The organism is Pseudomonas sp. SDO5271_S396, from assembly GCF_054071795.1.
Map to the genome: position 1 here is coordinate 245,925 of NZ_JBSVWB010000002.1, position 15,662 is coordinate 261,586.

General features: G+C 62.7%; 12 protein-coding genes. 10 read left to right on the forward strand and 2 right to left on the reverse strand.

What is annotated here, in order from left to right:
• Positions 1 to 47 precede the first annotated feature (47 nt).
• From ACW9IN_RS02835 to ACW9IN_RS02880, 10 genes are all read left to right on the forward strand, one after another.
• On the forward strand, positions 48 to 962 hold the full coding sequence (locus ACW9IN_RS02835; protein WP_457364463.1) for a site-specific integrase: 915 nt from the start codon (positions 48 to 50) through the stop codon (positions 960 to 962).
• 159 nt (positions 963 to 1,121) lie between these two features.
• The gene (locus tag ACW9IN_RS02840; protein WP_457364464.1) at positions 1,122 to 3,104 is read left to right on the forward strand and encodes a methyl-accepting chemotaxis protein; all 1,983 of its coding nucleotides are present in this window, start codon (positions 1,122 to 1,124) and stop codon (positions 3,102 to 3,104) included.
• A 123-nt stretch (positions 3,105 to 3,227) separates the two neighbouring features.
• Positions 3,228 to 3,989, forward strand: a complete 762-nt coding sequence (locus ACW9IN_RS02845) for a GntR family transcriptional regulator (protein WP_457364465.1) — start codon at positions 3,228 to 3,230, stop codon at positions 3,987 to 3,989.
• Positions 3,986 to 5,716 (forward strand): fumarate reductase/succinate dehydrogenase flavoprotein subunit, encoded by a 1,731-nt coding sequence (locus ACW9IN_RS02850; protein WP_457364466.1) that lies wholly within the window; start codon positions 3,986 to 3,988, stop codon positions 5,714 to 5,716. Before ACW9IN_RS02845 ends, ACW9IN_RS02850 begins: the two co-directional genes overlap by 4 nt.
• Before the next feature lie 115 nt (positions 5,717 to 5,831).
• Positions 5,832 to 6,077 (forward strand): 4Fe-4S dicluster domain-containing protein, encoded by a 246-nt coding sequence (locus tag ACW9IN_RS02855; protein ID WP_028616162.1) that lies wholly within the window; start codon positions 5,832 to 5,834, stop codon positions 6,075 to 6,077.
• 119 nt (positions 6,078 to 6,196) lie between these two features.
• On the forward strand, positions 6,197 to 7,603 hold the full coding sequence (locus ACW9IN_RS02860) for an ABC transporter substrate-binding protein (RefSeq protein WP_457364467.1): 1,407 nt from the start codon (positions 6,197 to 6,199) through the stop codon (positions 7,601 to 7,603).
• A 14-nt stretch (positions 7,604 to 7,617) separates the two neighbouring features.
• Complete coding sequence (locus tag ACW9IN_RS02865; RefSeq protein ID WP_457364468.1) at positions 7,618 to 8,400, forward strand: ABC transporter permease; 783 nt, start codon at positions 7,618 to 7,620, stop codon at positions 8,398 to 8,400.
• Positions 8,400 to 9,239, forward strand: coding sequence for an ABC transporter ATP-binding protein (locus ACW9IN_RS02870; RefSeq protein ID WP_457364469.1), 840 nt, complete (start codon positions 8,400 to 8,402; stop codon positions 9,237 to 9,239). The genes ACW9IN_RS02865 and ACW9IN_RS02870 overlap by 1 nt, the downstream gene beginning before the upstream one ends.
• Complete coding sequence (locus tag ACW9IN_RS02875) at positions 9,236 to 10,180, forward strand: HEAT repeat domain-containing protein (protein ID WP_457364470.1); 945 nt, start codon at positions 9,236 to 9,238, stop codon at positions 10,178 to 10,180. The genes ACW9IN_RS02870 and ACW9IN_RS02875 overlap by 4 nt, the downstream gene beginning before the upstream one ends.
• Positions 10,177 to 10,485, forward strand: a complete 309-nt coding sequence (locus ACW9IN_RS02880; protein ID WP_457364471.1) for a gamma-butyrobetaine hydroxylase-like domain-containing protein — start codon at positions 10,177 to 10,179, stop codon at positions 10,483 to 10,485. Before ACW9IN_RS02875 ends, ACW9IN_RS02880 begins: the two co-directional genes overlap by 4 nt.
• Here the strand turns inward: ACW9IN_RS02880 and ACW9IN_RS02885 are convergent.
• Together ACW9IN_RS02885 and ACW9IN_RS02890 are read right to left on the reverse strand one after the other, a co-directional pair.
• Positions 10,455 to 11,663, reverse strand: a complete 1,209-nt coding sequence (locus tag ACW9IN_RS02885; protein WP_457364472.1) for a multidrug effflux MFS transporter — start codon at positions 11,661 to 11,663, stop codon at positions 10,455 to 10,457. The genes ACW9IN_RS02880 and ACW9IN_RS02885 overlap by 31 nt on opposite strands.
• A 246-nt stretch (positions 11,664 to 11,909) precedes the next feature.
• Positions 11,910 to 15,593 (reverse strand): hypothetical protein, encoded by a 3,684-nt coding sequence (locus tag ACW9IN_RS02890; protein WP_457364473.1) that lies wholly within the window; start codon positions 15,591 to 15,593, stop codon positions 11,910 to 11,912.
• Between the last annotated feature and the right edge of the window lie 69 nt (positions 15,594 to 15,662).

A 15,662-nucleotide genomic window follows, 5' to 3' on the forward strand; every position in this document is an offset into this window, starting at 1 on the left:
TTAAACAAAGGCTTGTTCAAGGTATTTAATCCAAAGGCTGATCTACCTTGACTGAGTCTATCCGCAACCCGCTGACCCTCTACCTCACCCGCCTGGCCCCCTCCAGCCAACTGACCATGCGCTACGTGCTGCAGGATGCCGCCGACCGCCTGGGCTTTGAAGACATCAACCTCGAAGACATCGACTGGCATTTGCTGCAACCCGAGCACGTCATCGCCCTGGTGGCGGCACTGCGGGAAGACGGTTACGCGCCGAATACCTCGTCGTTGTACGTGAACGCGGTGCGTGGCGTGATGAACGAAGCCTGGCGCATGAGCCTGATCAGCCAGGAACACTTGCTGAAAATGCGCACGGTCAAGGCCACGCCCGGCACGCGTTTGGGCCAGGGCCGCAACCTGCGACGCACGCTGATCCGTGAATTGATGGACGTCTGCGCCGCCGACCCGCGCCCCCAGGGCCTGCGCGATGCTGCAGTGATCGGCCTGTTGTATGGCTCGGGCATGCGCAAGTCCGAGTCGGTCAACCTGGACCTGGCGCAACTCAACTTCGAGGAGCGCAGCCTGCGGGTGATCGGCAAGGGCAACAAGGAACTGGTCAAGTACGCCCCGGCCTGGGCCTTCGCCAAGCTGCAAGCCTGGCTCGAATACCGTCGAGATCAACTCAAGGCAGGCGAACAGGACGACAGCTTTCTGTTCAACCGCATCCGCCGGGGCAGCCACATCACCCGCGAGCGCATCACCAAACACGCGATTTATTACATCGCCCGCCAGCGCGGCGAGCAGGTGGGCGTGAAGATCATGCCCCATGACTTTCGCCGTTCCTTCATCACCCGGGTGATCGAAGAACATGACCTGTCGATTGCACAGAAACTGGCGCATCACACCAACATCCAGACCACTGCCAGCTATGACGTGCGTGACGACAATGAGCGCCGGCGTGCGGTCGACCGCTTCGATTTGTAGCTCGAACCTGTGACCTGACCGTCATTTGCACGAGGCTTAAGGTGCGCCGACAGGGGTGATGGCTATATGATATCACTTCAGGTCAGCCCCGATGCAGAGCCGTCGCCTTGAAAGAACGGTGGCCTGCGGGGTTGATGAATCGCTCCTTTGAGAATGCTCATGCCTAATCGCTCTTTACACGTTAAGTTGTTCTGGACCGCCCTGATCGGTGCTGTTGTGGTCATGGCGTTGTTGCTGGGGTCCATTGCGTCCATCGCCTATGGCACTTCGGTGAAGGAAACCTCGGCGCTGGTGGACTCGATCGTCCAGGCCAATGCCAGGGAAGTGGAAACAGAGTTGGGGGTCGGGTTTACCGTGGCCCAGTCCCTGGCCAGCGTGGCTACGGCGATGCAGCAACAACACGTTGACCGCCGCAGCGCCGACGCCGCGACGCGTCAATTGCTCGAAGCCAACCCGCAGTTGCTCGGCCTGGGCCAGTACTGGGAACCCAATGGCTTCGACGGCAAGGACGCGGATTTCATCAACGCGCCCAACCACGACGCCACCGGCCGTTACCTGACGTACTGGAACCGTGCCGGCGGCTCGATCAAGTCGGAAGTACTGGCCGGCTACACCCCGGAAAACGCCGACAACCAGTACTACTATCGCCCCCTGCGCAGCGCCCAACCCTGGGCGTCCGAACCTTACGTGTACGCCACCGGCAGCGGCCAGCAACTGATGTTGGTGTCGATCATGGTGCCCCTGTTGCAGGGCGGCAAAGCCTTGGGTGTGGCCGGAGTGGATATCCCGCTGGAGAGCATCAACCGTCAGTTGGCGAAGATCGATGCCTTCGGCGGTTACGGCGCGTTGGTTTCCAGCAACGGCTTGTATGCCAGCCATCCGGACAGCAAGCGCCTGGGGCAACCGGCCACTGATTTGCCCGACGCCGCCAAAACCGCGATCAAGGCTGGCCAGGCTTACAGCTTCCAGCGCGAGGGCTGGAACTATGTGCTGCAACCGGTGCGCATCGGCAAAGCGCCCAACACCTGGGGATTGATGGTGGCTTACCCGATGGCCGAAGCGCTGGCGGGGATCAACCAGTTTCTCTATACCGCCGTGCTGATCGGCCTGTTTGCGCTGCTCGCCCTGGCCCTGGTGCTGTGGTACTTGCTGGCCTGGCAGATTCGACCTCTGGCCGGGCTGACCGCGGGGATCCAGGCGTGGGAGGGGGAACTGGGCCTGCGTTTCGAACAGCGCAGCGGCGACGAAACCGGCAAGCTGGCTGGTGCGTTCAACCAATTCATCCAGCGCCTGGGCGGCCTGGTGGGTACTATTCGCCAAAGCACTGGCGCGTTGACGCAAATCTCCAATCACCTGGGCGATACCACCCAGGCCGTGGCCGAGCGCGCCACGGCGCAACACACCGCTACCGAGGAGATGGCATGCGGCATCACCGCGCTGGCGCATTCGGTGACCGAAATGTCACAACAGGCCGAGGACGTCGAGCAGTTGGCGCGCAATACCGGTGTGCTGACCCGTCAGATTGCCGAAGACATGACTCAGACCCTGCACGGCATTACCCATATCGACCAGACCATGGACGTAGTAGCGAGCACCGTGGGCGATCTGGAAAAACGCTCCCAGGAAATCGCCGGCATCATCGCCGTGATCCGCAGTATCGCTGACCAGACCAACCTGCTGGCGCTGAACGCCGCCATCGAAGCGGCGCGTGCAGGGGAGCAGGGCCGGGGCTTTGCGGTGGTGGCCGATGAAGTGCGCCAACTGGCCGAGCGCACCAGCCGCTCTACCGGTGAAATCAGCGGCATGATCAGCGCGATCGGTTCGGATGTGCACAACACCGTGGCCAACGTGCAGCAGGTGGGCGAAGCGGTGCGCCAGGGTGTGACGCAACTGAGCACTTCGGCCCAGGGTGTCGATCAGATTCGCCAGCACGCCGAGGATATTCTCACGCGCATCAGTGAAGTCGCACGCCAGACCCAAAGCCAGGCGGCCACCGGCGAAGAACTGTCCGTGGCGATCCAGGGCGTCAGCCGCATCTCCGAACAGAATGACTTGGCCATTCGCAGCCTGCTGGACCAGTCTGTCAACCTGCGCGAGCAAGCCGGCTCGCTGAACCAGCAGTTGACCCAATTCAAGGACTGACCCGTGCGCCCCACCGATCTGTCGGTGGGGCGTCGGCTTTAAGCTTATGCATAAACGGTATTTCCAAGTCAGCCGTTAGACTTCTTAAGATCACGTCATAACTCGTTATGACAAGTGACCTTGATGAACGAATCCACCGCAGCCTTATCTCCGCTCTCCAGCATTCCGTTGCATGCCCAACTGCGCGACCTGTTGCGCAGCGGCATTCTCGACGGACAGTACCCGGCCAATACGCAGATGCCCTCCGAAAGTGAGCTGGGCGCGCGGTTCAAGGTCAGCCGGATTACCGTGCGCCAGGCGCTGGGCGACCTGCAGAAAGAAGGCTTGATCTACAAGATCCACGGCAAGGGCACCTTTGTGTCCAAGCCCAAGGCGTTCCAGAACGTCAGCACCTTGCAAGGGCTGGCGGAATCCATGACCGGGCGCGGCTTTGAAGTGATCAACCGCCTGCGCAGCTTTCGCTTCGTGCCGGCGGACAAACAAGTCGCCCTGCGTCTGGGCGTGGAAGAGGGCACCGTGGTGGCGCAGATCAAGCGCGTGCGGCTGCTCAACCGCGAGCCGGTGTCGCTGGAAATCACCTATCTGCCGCAATCCCTCGGCGAGCGCCTGGAAAAGGCCGACCTGGTCACGCGCGACATCTTCCTGATCCTGGAAAACGACTGCGGCCTGCAACTGGGCCACGCCGACGTGGCCATCGACGCGGTGCTGGCCGACAGCGACCTGACCCAGGCGCTGAACGTCGAGCCCGGCTCGCCGATCATGCACATCGAACGCCTGACCCACACCGCCGACGGCCAGCCCGTGGACTTTGAACACCTGTATTACCGTGGCGATGCCTTCCAGTACCGCCTGCGCATTGACCGTGAACGAGGCAGCCGCCCATGAGCCGCAACACCGTGGAGCAGGAATACGACATCGTGGTGATCGGCGGCGGCACCGCCGGACCGATGGCAGCGATCAAGGCCAAAGAAGCCAACCGCGACTTGCGGGTGCTGCTGGTAGACAAAGCCAATGTGAAGCGCAGTGGCGCGATCAGCATGGGCATGGACGGGTTGAACAACGCGATCATCCCCGGCCACTCCACCCCCGAGCAGTACACCAAGGAAATCACCATCGCCAACGACGGGATCGTCAACCAGGCGGCGGTGTACGCCTATGCCACCCACAGTTTCGAAACCATCGAACAACTGGACCGCTGGGGCGTCAAGTTCGAGAAAGACGAAACCGGCGATTACGCGGTGAAAAAGGTGCACCACATGGGCGCCTATGTGCTGCCGATGCCCGAGGGCCATGACATCAAGAAAGTGCTGTACCGCCAGCTCAAGCGCGCACGGGTGGCGATCACCAACCGCCTGGTGTGCACGCGCCTGCTCACGGACGATGAAGGCGCGGTCAACGGTGTGATGGGTTTCGACTGCCGCACCGCTGACTTCCAGGTGATCAAGGCCAAGGCCGTGATCCTGTGCTGCGGGGCCGCCGGACGTCTGGGCTTGCCGTCTTCCGGCTACCTGATGGGCACCTACGAAAACCCGACCAACGCCGGCGACGGTTACGCCATGGCCTATCACGCCGGCGCCGAGCTGGCGAACCTGGAGTGCTTCCAGATCAACCCGTTGATCAAGGACTACAACGGCCCGGCCTGCGCCTACGTCACCGGTCCCCTGGGTGGCTACACCGCCAACAACAAGGGCGAACGCTTTATCGAGTGTGATTACTGGAGCGGCCAGATGATGTGGGAGTTCCACCAGGAACTCGAAAGCGGCAATGGGCCGGTGTTCCTCAAGCTCGATCACCTGGCCGAGGAAACCATCCAGAACATCGAAACCATCCTGCACAGCAACGAACGCCCGAGCCGTGGCCAGTTCCACGCCAACCGGGGCACCGATTACCGCAGCGACATGGTCGAGATGCACATTTCCGAGATCGGCTTTTGCAGCGGGCATTCGGCGTCCGGCGTGTGGGTGAACGAGCGCGCGGAAACCTCGGTGAAGGGGTTGTACTCGGCCGGCGATATGGCCGCCGTGCCGCACAACTACATGCTCGGGGCGTTTACCTATGGCTGGTTCGCCGGCACCAACGCGGCGCATTACGTGGCCGAGCGGGATTTCAGTGCAGTGAGCGCCGCGCAGGTCGCCACCGAACAGGCTCGCGTGTATGCGCCGTTGGACCGCGACACCGGACTGCCGCCGGCCCAGGTCGAATACAAGCTGCGCCGTTTCGTCAACGACTACCTGCAACCGCCCAAGGTCACGCGCAAGATGGAAATCGGCCTGCAGCGCTTCAGCGATATCGAGCGTGACCTGGACCAGATGAAAGCCCACAACCCCCATGAGCTGATGCGCGCGATGGAAACCAGCGTGATCCGCGACTGCGCCGAAATGGCCGCCCGCGCCTCGCTGTATCGCGCCGAAAGCCGCTGGGGCCTGTATCACCACCGGGTCGATCATCCGCAACGCAATGACGCCGACTGGTTCTGCCATTGCCACCTGAAAAAGGGTGAGGACGGCCAGATGGTCAGCTTCAAGAGACCGGTGGAGCCGTATGTGATCCCGCTGGATGCCGAGGAGTTGCAGGCCTATGACCGTTTGCGGGTCGGGGCGGATGCGGCGTGAAGCATTACATCGATTGGCCGATGGGTTGACAGGCCCGCTCACCACAAAAAATGCCAAGCCTGCGAATTCCAACACCCCGCACAGAGAGCGCACAAAGCGCCAAGGACACCGTGAAATGGCCTACCAGCCCCAGGAAATATTTTTCCGCTCCAACGCGCCGGTGACGATCGACGAAGACAAGTGCATTGCCGAGAAAGGCTGCACGGTGTGCGTCGACGTGTGCCCGATGGACCTGTTGGCGATCAATCCGGCAACGCAGAAGGCCTACATGGCATTCGACGAATGCTGGTACTGCATGCCTTGCGAAAAGGATTGCCCAACCGGCGCAGTCAAGGTCGAGATCCCGTACCTGCTGCGCTGAGCGCTTCGACTCCAAGCCATCCGCCAACCCCGGACGCCACTGCCGTACCCCCTCGTTTCCCACCGTGCCCGATCACGGCGGAGACGACTCTATAACCATGATTCGAGGGGAAACACCCAATGTTCTTGCGCGCAACCTTTGCCAGCCTGGTGCTGGCTTCCTTGAGCCTGTCGGTACAGGCACAAACCATCCGGGTCGCCATCGGCACCCAGGACACCACCATCAACTGTGTCGCCGGCGGCTTGCTGATCCGTGAGCTGGGCCTGCTCGACAAGTACCTGCCCCATGACGGCAAGTACAAGGACGCCACCTATGACATCCAGTGGAAAAACTTCACCAGCGGCGCGCCGCTGACCAACGAGATGGTGGCCGGCAAACTGGACTTCGGTGCCATGGCCGACTTCCCGGGTGCGTTCAACGGCGTGGCGTTCGAAGGCGCCGGCAAGCACAGCCTGTTCATCAGCGTGCTGTCGGGCAATATCAAGGGCAGCGGCAACGGCATCGTGGTGCCGACCGAGTCCACCGCGCAGTCCCTGGCCGACCTCAAGGGCAAGACCATTTCCGTGCCATTCGCCTCCACGGCCCACGGCATGCTGTTGCGCGCAGTGGCCGCCCAGGGCTGGGACCCGCTCAAGGACGTGAACATCATCGCCCAGGCGCCGGAAGTAGCCGGTTCTGCGCTGCAAGCCAACAAGATCGACGCCCATGCCGACTTCGTGCCGTTTGCCGAGCTGTTCCCCAACCGGGGCTTCGCACGCAAGATCTACGACGGTTCACAGTCCGACACGCCGACCTTCCACGGCGCCCTGGTGGATGAAAGCTACGCCCGCCAGTACCCGGAAGTCGTGGTCGCTTACCTGCGTGCGAGCCTGGAAGCCAACCAGTTGCTCAACGCAGAACCCGAGAAATACAGCGAGCTGATCGAGAAAGTCACCGGCGTGGAAGCCGAGGTCAACTACCTGTTCCACGGCCCGCTGGGTGTGCAGACCCGCGACCTGAGCTGGAAGCCGGAATACCGCCAGGCCGTCGGCACCGCCATCGACACCCTCAAGTTGCTGAAAAAGGCCGACCGTGGCCTGGACCTCAACACCTTTATCGACGACCAGTACATCCGCGCCGCCTTCAAGGCGTCGGGCCTGGACTACCAGGCGCAACTGAGCAACTACGCCCAGACCCCGCTCAAGGCCAACGATGCGTTGACCGGCCAACCGATCACCGACTGGAAACACGTGGCGCAGATCTGGGTGAAAGGTGAACCCAAGGTCCGTGACTACGCGTCGGCCGAGTCTGCGTTCAGCGCATTGGCCAGCCTGAAAAAAGACGGCAAGGCCGTGCGCGCGGTGTACGCCCAGGCCGAAGACAGTGGCATCAAGCTGCTCGCCAACCAGGCGTGGTTCGCCACTGACCGTCAGGGCAAGTTGAGCGCGTTCCTGCTCAAGGGCCAGGCACAACAGTTCGCCGACGCCCAAGGCGGCCAGGTGTTCGACTTCACCCGCGCCGGCGCCCAAGCCGTCGCCGGTCGCTGACAGGAAACCCGCCGATGACGACGCCTGCTTATCGCTGGCTGCCGCGTGCTGCTTCGCTGCTGGCATGCCTGCTGTTCTGGCAACTCGCCGCCAGCCATCACTGGAACCTGTGGCTGGTGACCTTCGCCAATGTGCCCACCCCAGGCGCGGTGGTGGAGGCGGCGCTGGGCTTGGTGGACTCGGGCAATCTGGCCCGTCACCTGGGGGCCAGCCTGACCCGGGTGTTTGAGGGTTATTTGGCGGCGGTGCTGGTGGGCGTCGGCCTGGGCATTGCCATTGGCCGCTCGAAATGGGCCGAGGATGTGCTGCTGCCACCGCTGGAAGTGATACGGCCGATTCCGGCGGTGGCATGGATTCCGCTGGCGATCCTGATGTTTCCTTCGTCAGAGCTGTCGATGGTGTTCATCACCTTTACCGGCGCGCTGTTTCCGATCCTGCTCAACACCGTCCATGGCGTGGAAGGCGTCGACCCACGGCTGATCGCTTCGGCGCGCAGCCTGGGGGCAGGGCGCCGGGCAATCCTGCAGGAAGTGGTGCTGCCGGGAGCCGGGCCGAGCATCATCACCGGGCTGGCCATCGGCATGGGCACCTCATGGTTCTGCCTGGTGACGGCGGAGATGATTTCGGGACAGTTCGGCATTGGCTATTACACCTGGGAGTCGTACACCATCCAGAACTATGCCGACATTGTGGTCGGCATGTTGTTGATCGGCGTGCTGGGCATGGGCAGCAGTTGGCTGGTCAAGCGCTTGGGCGCCGTGTTCACCCCTTGGCATCGCCCGCGAGGTAAAGCCTGATGAGTGCACGTGAAGGTCGCGTCGAAATAAGTGACTTGTCCATCGTCCTGGGTGAACACGCCCAGGCGTTCGAGGCGGTCAAGGCGCTCAATTGCAGCATCGAGCCGGGGCAGTTCGTGTGCATTCTAGGCCCGTCGGGCTGTGGCAAGTCGACCCTGCTGGGCGCGCTGGCCGGCCACCTGGTGCCCAGCCAGGGCCGTTTGCAGATGGACGGACAGGCGGTGGTCGGGCCGTCTCAACAACGCGGCATGGTGTTTCAACAGCACACCCTGTTTCCGTGGCGCAGCGTGCGCGAGAACATTGCCTTCGGCCTGAAGATGCGCGGCGTGGCCAAGGCCGAACGCCTCGCTGCCGCCGATGAAATCCTCGCGTTGGTGGGCCTTGACGGGTTCGCCGACCGCTGGCCGAACCAGCTGTCGGGCGGCATGCAGCAACGGGTAGAGATTGCCCGGGTGCTGGTCAACCGCCCGAGCCTGTTGCTGATGGACGAACCCTTCGGCGCGCTGGACGCCCTCACGCGCATGAAGATGCAGAGCCTGTTGCTGGACATCTGGACGAAGATCCGTACCACGGTGGTGTTCGTCACCCATGACATCGACGAGGCGCTGTTCCTCGCCGACCGCATCCTGGTGATGAGCCCGCGACCGGGGCGGATCATCGAAGACTTCCCGCTGACCTTTCCACGGCCACGTCACACCGAGCTGATGACGGCGCCGGAGTTCACCCACCTCAAGCGCCACTGCCTGGAGCTGCTGCACCATGAAGATGGCCGCCAGCTGCCTCGCCTGAACCCGCTCGGGCTGCCCACTGATCATTCCAGACCGCGATTTGCCATATGACCTATAACCCTGAAATAGAAGCCCTGCGTCCACGTCTGCAAGCCGCGGACGCGGCCACGCGCCGTATTGCGCTGATCGACCTTGCCGACCTGGAAGACCCCGACGGTCTGGAATGGCTGGTGGACAGCCTGCGCAACGATCCGGCCGTCGACGTACGCGCCCAGGCCGCCGCGTTGCTGGAAGCCTGGGAAGAGGGGGAGGTGGTACAAGCGCTGTGCGAAGCCCTGACCGACGCCGAGCCCTCGGTACGCGAGGCCGCCGCCCAGAGCTTGAGCGTGTTGAAGACGGCGGAGGCGGGCACGCTGCTGCTGCCGTGGACCGAGCATGCCGAGGTCAGTGTGCGTACCGCGATATTCCGCGCTTTGCGCGAGTTGCGCCTGGCAGCGGCGGCACCGGCGGCACAACGGGCGCTGGACGATGACGATGCGGGTATTCGTCGTGAAGCGGTCGGCGTCCTGGGTTGGCTCAAGCACTTGCCGGCCCTCGACGCCCTGGCGGCCCTGGCCAGCGGCGACCCCGACACCGACGTGCGCCGCGCGGCCACCGGCGCCCTCGGGCTGGCCAGCGATGACCGGGTATTGCCCGCGCTGTTCCAGGCGCTGTCGGACCCGGCCTGGCAAGTGCGTGAAGAGGCCGCGACCACGCTGGGCAAGGTCGGCAGCGCCAGTGCCGGCAGTGCATTGGTGCAGGCGTTGGCGGACGACTACTGGCAAGTACGCCTGCGTGCCACCCGCAGTCTCGGACGTTTGCGCTATGCCCCGGCCCTCGACGCCTTGATCCAGACCCTGGCGCACAGCATCAGCAATCTACGTAAAGAGGCCGCACTGGCCCTCGGTGAGTTGGGTGACCGCCAGGCGCTGGCGGCGTTGCAGGCTGCCGCCGACGATGGTGACCCGGAAGTACGCAAGGCGGTGCGTATTGCCCTGGTGCAACTGCAATGAGCGTCGCCCCGAAAGCCATCGGCAAAAGCGTCGACGGGCGCTTGCGCCTGGAGTGGGCAGAGGGCGCGCAGTGGATTCACCCCGCGCGCCTGCGTCGCGAGTGCCCGTGTTCACAATGCCGGGCATTCCGGCTGCGGGGCAGCCAACCCCGCGTGTCGGACGCCGTGCGGGTGGTGGAGATCCACCCGCAGGGTTATGGCGTGCAACTGGTGTTCAGCGACGGACACCAGCGCGGCATTTACCCTTGGGCCTATCTGGCGCAACTGGGCCGCGATCAGGAGGAGGGCGGGGCGCTCGCCGGATGAGCGGGCAAGCGCCGCAGCGTCCACATCACCGTGAGCATCGCGGCGATGGCACACAGTGCGATACCGATCAGCATGGGGGCCGGCGTGTGATCGGCGAACACCCCGACCAGGGTCATGCACACGGCGGCGGTGATCATCTGGATCGCGCCAAGCAGGGCCGAGGCCGAGCCGGCCTCGGCGCCATGTTCTTCCAGGGACAGCACCCCGGCGGCCGGCAACAGCAGGCCGAGGAAGCCGAAGCCGATGAACAATAGGCTCATCATCAGCGCCAGGCTGTCGACCCACAGCGTGGTCAGTGCGAGCAGGGCCATGATCGCCGCCACGGCTTTGACCGACGCAAGTATCACCGGGGCCAGGCCATAGCGTGCGCTCAGGCGCGCGGTCAGTTGACTCATGGCGAAGAAAGACGCGGCGTTCAGCGCAAACCCCAGGCTGAACTGGGTGGGCGTCAAGCCGAAGTATTCGATATACACGAAGGGCGCGCTGCCGATGAACACGAAAAAAGTGGCCAAGCCAAACCCGCTGACCACCGCCAGGCCGGTGAATACCGGATCGCGCAGCAACGCGCCGTAGCTGCCGAACGCACTGCCCAGGGTCTTGCCCAGCCGCCGCTCGGGCGGATGGGTTTCCGGCAACTGCACAAAGGTCATCAGCAGGCACAGCAGCGCGACCACGGCGAGTACCCCGAACACTTCGCGCCAACTCCACAACGAAATCACCAGGCTGCCGGCCAGTGGCGCCAGAATCGGCGACACGCTCATCACCAGCATCAGCAAGGCCATCAGACGCGCAGCTTCATGGCCGGTGTACAGGTCACGCACCACCGCACGCGGGATCACCATGCCGGCGCAGGCATCGAACGCCTGCAACGCGCGAAAGCCGATCAGCACTTCAATGGTGGGCGCCAGGGCACAGCCGATACTCGCCAGGATAAAAATCCCCAACCCCGCATAGATCGGCGGCTTGCGCCCGAACACATCGCTGACCGGCCCGTAGAACAGCTGGCACACGCCGATGATCATGAAGAACACCGTGAGGCTCATCTGCACCGCAGACGCCGAAGCATGAAGGCTCGCGCCCAGGGTGGGCAGGGCAGGCAGGTAGATGTCGATGGCGAACGGGCCGATGGCGGTGATCAACCCCAACAGCACGGCAAGGTGGGCAATACTTCGAGACATGATGGTTCCGGGCCGCTTCTAAGGATCGGCCAGCTTAGAGAGCGGCCCGGAGGTGCACAAGGTGTGGGTTACAGAGTGGCTACATTTGTCATCTTGGGTTGTAGTGATGACCGATCGTTACCACGCTCTGCGTGGTAACGCATCCTGTGACGCTCCGCGTCACGACTTCAAAAATGGACGCGGAGCGTCCAGGGCTGCATTCCCACGCGGAGCGTGGGAACAATCAAAGGAAATTTTTTTGTACGCCTAGTCACCCTGGAACGTCGGCAAGTCTTTCTCCTCCGGCGTCAGGTAGCCATAGCCCGTGACGTAGGTGTGTTCCTTGCCCTCGTCATCGATGAATTTGTATTCGAAGCCGCTGGCCCAGCCCACGCCGCGTGACAGCTCGTTCAAGCCGTCGCCGATGTAGTCGTTATGGGTCTTGTCTTCGCCGGTGAATTCCTTGCGCCGGAAGTCGAAGACGCTCTGGCCCACGGGCGCGTCGCGCTGGCGGTAGTTGGCCAGGTAGGTTTGCAGCCACACGTAGTTTTTCGCGCCGTCGGGCTTGAGCAGTCCGTCTTTTTCGAATTGCTTGAGCTGGTCCCATTTCTGCCCGGAAATCTTGTGCAGTTTCTTCGATTTGATGGTGCCCAGGATCGCGCCGATAAAGCCCAGGGTCGCACCGACGACAAACCCCACCGGGCCGAGGGCGCCGATGACGCGGCCGGCGGTACCGCCGATCAAGCCCCAGGCACCGTTGACGCTGGCCACACCGGCAACCACGCCGCTGGCGCCACCGAACACCCCGAGGAACCCCGACGCGGTTTGCAGCGAGTCATGGTTTTTCAAGCCGTCACGGATACCGAAGGCGCCGAGCACGATACCGGTGACCGCGCCGGCAAGGTCGGCGGAAGAGCCGATGAAGCGTGATACCGAACCGGCGATGCGACTGGCGTTACCCGCACCGGCGATGCGGTATTTGGTGTTGTATTCGCCGTTCAGATAACCGGCCTTGAAGGCTTCGGGATCATAGTTGGCGTAGGTGGACGCCTTGTCCAGACCGGTACCGCGAACGGCATTGCCGCCTTTGGCATCGGTAATCCACGACCCACCGCTGTTGCCACCGCCGGACTGAACACGGAAGCCACCTTTGCCGTCCGGTACTCTCATGTCCGGCTTATCCGGCAGGAAGCCCTGGTCGGCCAGATGCGCGGCGAGATCCGACTTGATATCGATCGGCGGCACCGGCGCGCCCGGCGGTTTGCGCCACATGTCAGGAATGGTCTTGCTCAAGCCCAGGTTGTCATAGATGTTGGTCTTGAGGATGAGGTCGGCGGTTTTCGAGCCCAGGGTCATGAAACCGTTGGAGAAACTGGCGAAGGTAATGAAGTCGGCGGCGATACCCAGCCGCCCTTCAGGCGTCGATGCCATGTGGCCCGGATCGCCGTGCAATTGGTAGATGCCCCGCGCCAGGCCGAACATGCCGGACATGGAGCCCAGGGTGCCGGTGTCCTTCATGGTGGTGAACATCTTGGTGAGGCTGTCTTTCTCGGTGGAGGAGAGTGACTTGAATGCGTTTTTCTCGGCAGCGAGTGCGTCCTGGATGTCCGCTTGAGTGATGGTGCCGCTGCGCATGTATTTGTCGCCCAACTCCGCGTAGATCTTGCTGAACGCTGCGGCGTCGGCCTTGTTGTTCATGAACTTCTCGACCGTGGTTTCCCAGGTATTGATCAACTGGGTCGGGATGTCGGTCATGCCCCGCGCGGCGCGCAGCCAGTATTTGGTGGTGTCGATGGCCGCCAGTGCGCTGTTGTCCTCGCTGATCTTGCTCGGGTCACCGAGGATCGTGTCGAGGTCCATGATCATGGTGTCGCGGCTCAGGTCGCCCTTGAACTGCTCGGCGGCCTTGGGGTCGATCTGCGCGAGGCCCAGGTAGGTCTGCTGGATTTCCTGCTGGGCCAGCTCGGTCTTGCCGCTATCGTTCAGGGCCTTGATGTAGTTGCGAAAGCCTTCGGAGTTGGCGCTGCTTTTGAGCTTGTCCTCGACCTCGGTGATTTTGCCTTCGCCGCCTTCCACCTTGCTGCGGGCGTCCTTGTCAAAGCGCTCCATGTCGGCGGAGATGGTTTTGTCGGTGCTGAGCTCGGCCAGGGTCTCGTCAATGGCCTTGACGTCGAAAATCTCTTCGCGCACATCGCGGCTGGTAACGTCGATGGGGTCGCTGGCATCGGACTTGTAGCCGCGGCCATGCTCCGGAATGACGGTCATGCCGTTGTCGGCCATGCTCTTGGCTTCCATCGCCCGCAGGAACTTGGCGCGCGGATCGTCGGTACCGATGCTGCCGTTCTCGATGCCGGCGCGGTACTCCTTGATCATGTTTTGCAGCATCAGGTCCTGGACGCTCAGCGGCTTGCCTTCATCGTCCTTTTCGGTGGTCGGCAAGTCATTGACGTTCAGCTCGCTGGAAGGCGGCAGGCCGTATTGCTTGCGCAGCTCGTCGACGTCGTTGATCTGCGTATTGACATCGCCACGGTACCCCGCGATCTGCACGAACATTTCCGGATTGTCTGCCTGGCTGACCACGATCTTTTCTTCCTGGCCGCCAGGCTTGCGGTAGGTGAAGGCGATCAGGCCAGGGCCATAATCCCCAACGCCACCGACGCTGGGAATATCCTCGGTGGAGGGCAGGTAGTCATCCTTGGTCGCCAGGCGATAACCGTCGCCTTGGGCGCGGGTGATGCCATCCAGGGTCTTGCCGGCTTCGCCGTAGGCTTGAAACGATTCGGGTGCCAGGGCTTCGATCACGGTGATGGTCTTGCCGTTTTTCAGGGTGACCACTTGCACGCCGCCCTCGCTGTAGGCGTGGATATTGGCGATGTCGGAGACCGATGTCGGTGCCTCGGTGTCGTGGGCCAGGTAGTCCTTGTTCTTGATCGCGTTGACCAGCGCGTCATGGGCCACGGTGCCCTCGGTCTTCTTGAGGGCGTCGAGCAGCTCATACAAACGCGTGCCACGCAGTTCCAGGCTTGGGGATTTGTCGTTGGCGCCGGCCAGGCCGATACGAATGCCCGGCGGCAGGCTGACTTCGGCTTCACTGGCGTCGCCCGGCGGCAACAGGTATTTCTTGCCGTCGTACTGGAACTGGATCACACCGGTCTTCTCATCGATGGACTCGACGCTCAGTTTGGTGATGTCGTAATCGCTGGGGAGCGAGGAGACCAGCTCATAACCGTTGGCCTTGCCCTTATCGAGGAGTTTCTGCACGTCTGTCTGGTAGCCCAGTTGTGCTGACAGCTCGGGGTTGAGCGATTCGGAGATGGCGAAGCGCTTGCCGTCCTTGGTTTCCACCAGGGTCACGCCATTGTCCTTGTGTTCGATGCCTTTGTATTCGCTGCTGCTGGCCGGCAGGGTCTGGGTGCCGCCCACCAGCTGATAACCGTCCTTCTTGAACGCCAGCGCGTCCTTGGCATGTTGCAGCCGCTTGAAGGTGTCCGGGGTGAGGGTGCTGTTGACCACCCACTGGTTGGCGCCGAACTTGTAGGTGATCACGCCCTGGTCGGCACGGCTGGTGTCGATGTCGGTGATGTGGTCGGCGTAACTGAGGGTGTCGCCGTTGTCCACGGAAAGGGTGTAGCCGCCAGCCTGAGCCTGTTGGGTGAGCTGGTCCTTGAGTACCTGCTCATACAGCTTGGGTGCCGTGGCTCGGTTGACCTGTACTTCCTGGCCGTCGCGGGTGGTGTAGCGGATCGTGTCTTTGCCGTGTTTGCCCGGGGCTTGGATACTTTTGTAATCGGTGAAGTTGGGCGCTGCGTCACCCTCCTTGGCTTCTTTCGGGGGCGTCGCGTCGGGCTTGCCCTTGGCCAGTACCCGGGCATGCTCCAGCACCGACTCGAAACGCGAGCCAGGGGTGGGATTACCGGAAGAAGAGGGGGTGTCGTTTTGTATCTTCGCCATCGTCTGCGCCTCGGGGGTCGGGTCGGAACTGACACCAGCGTATGACAGTACGACGGTGAAGACGCCGAA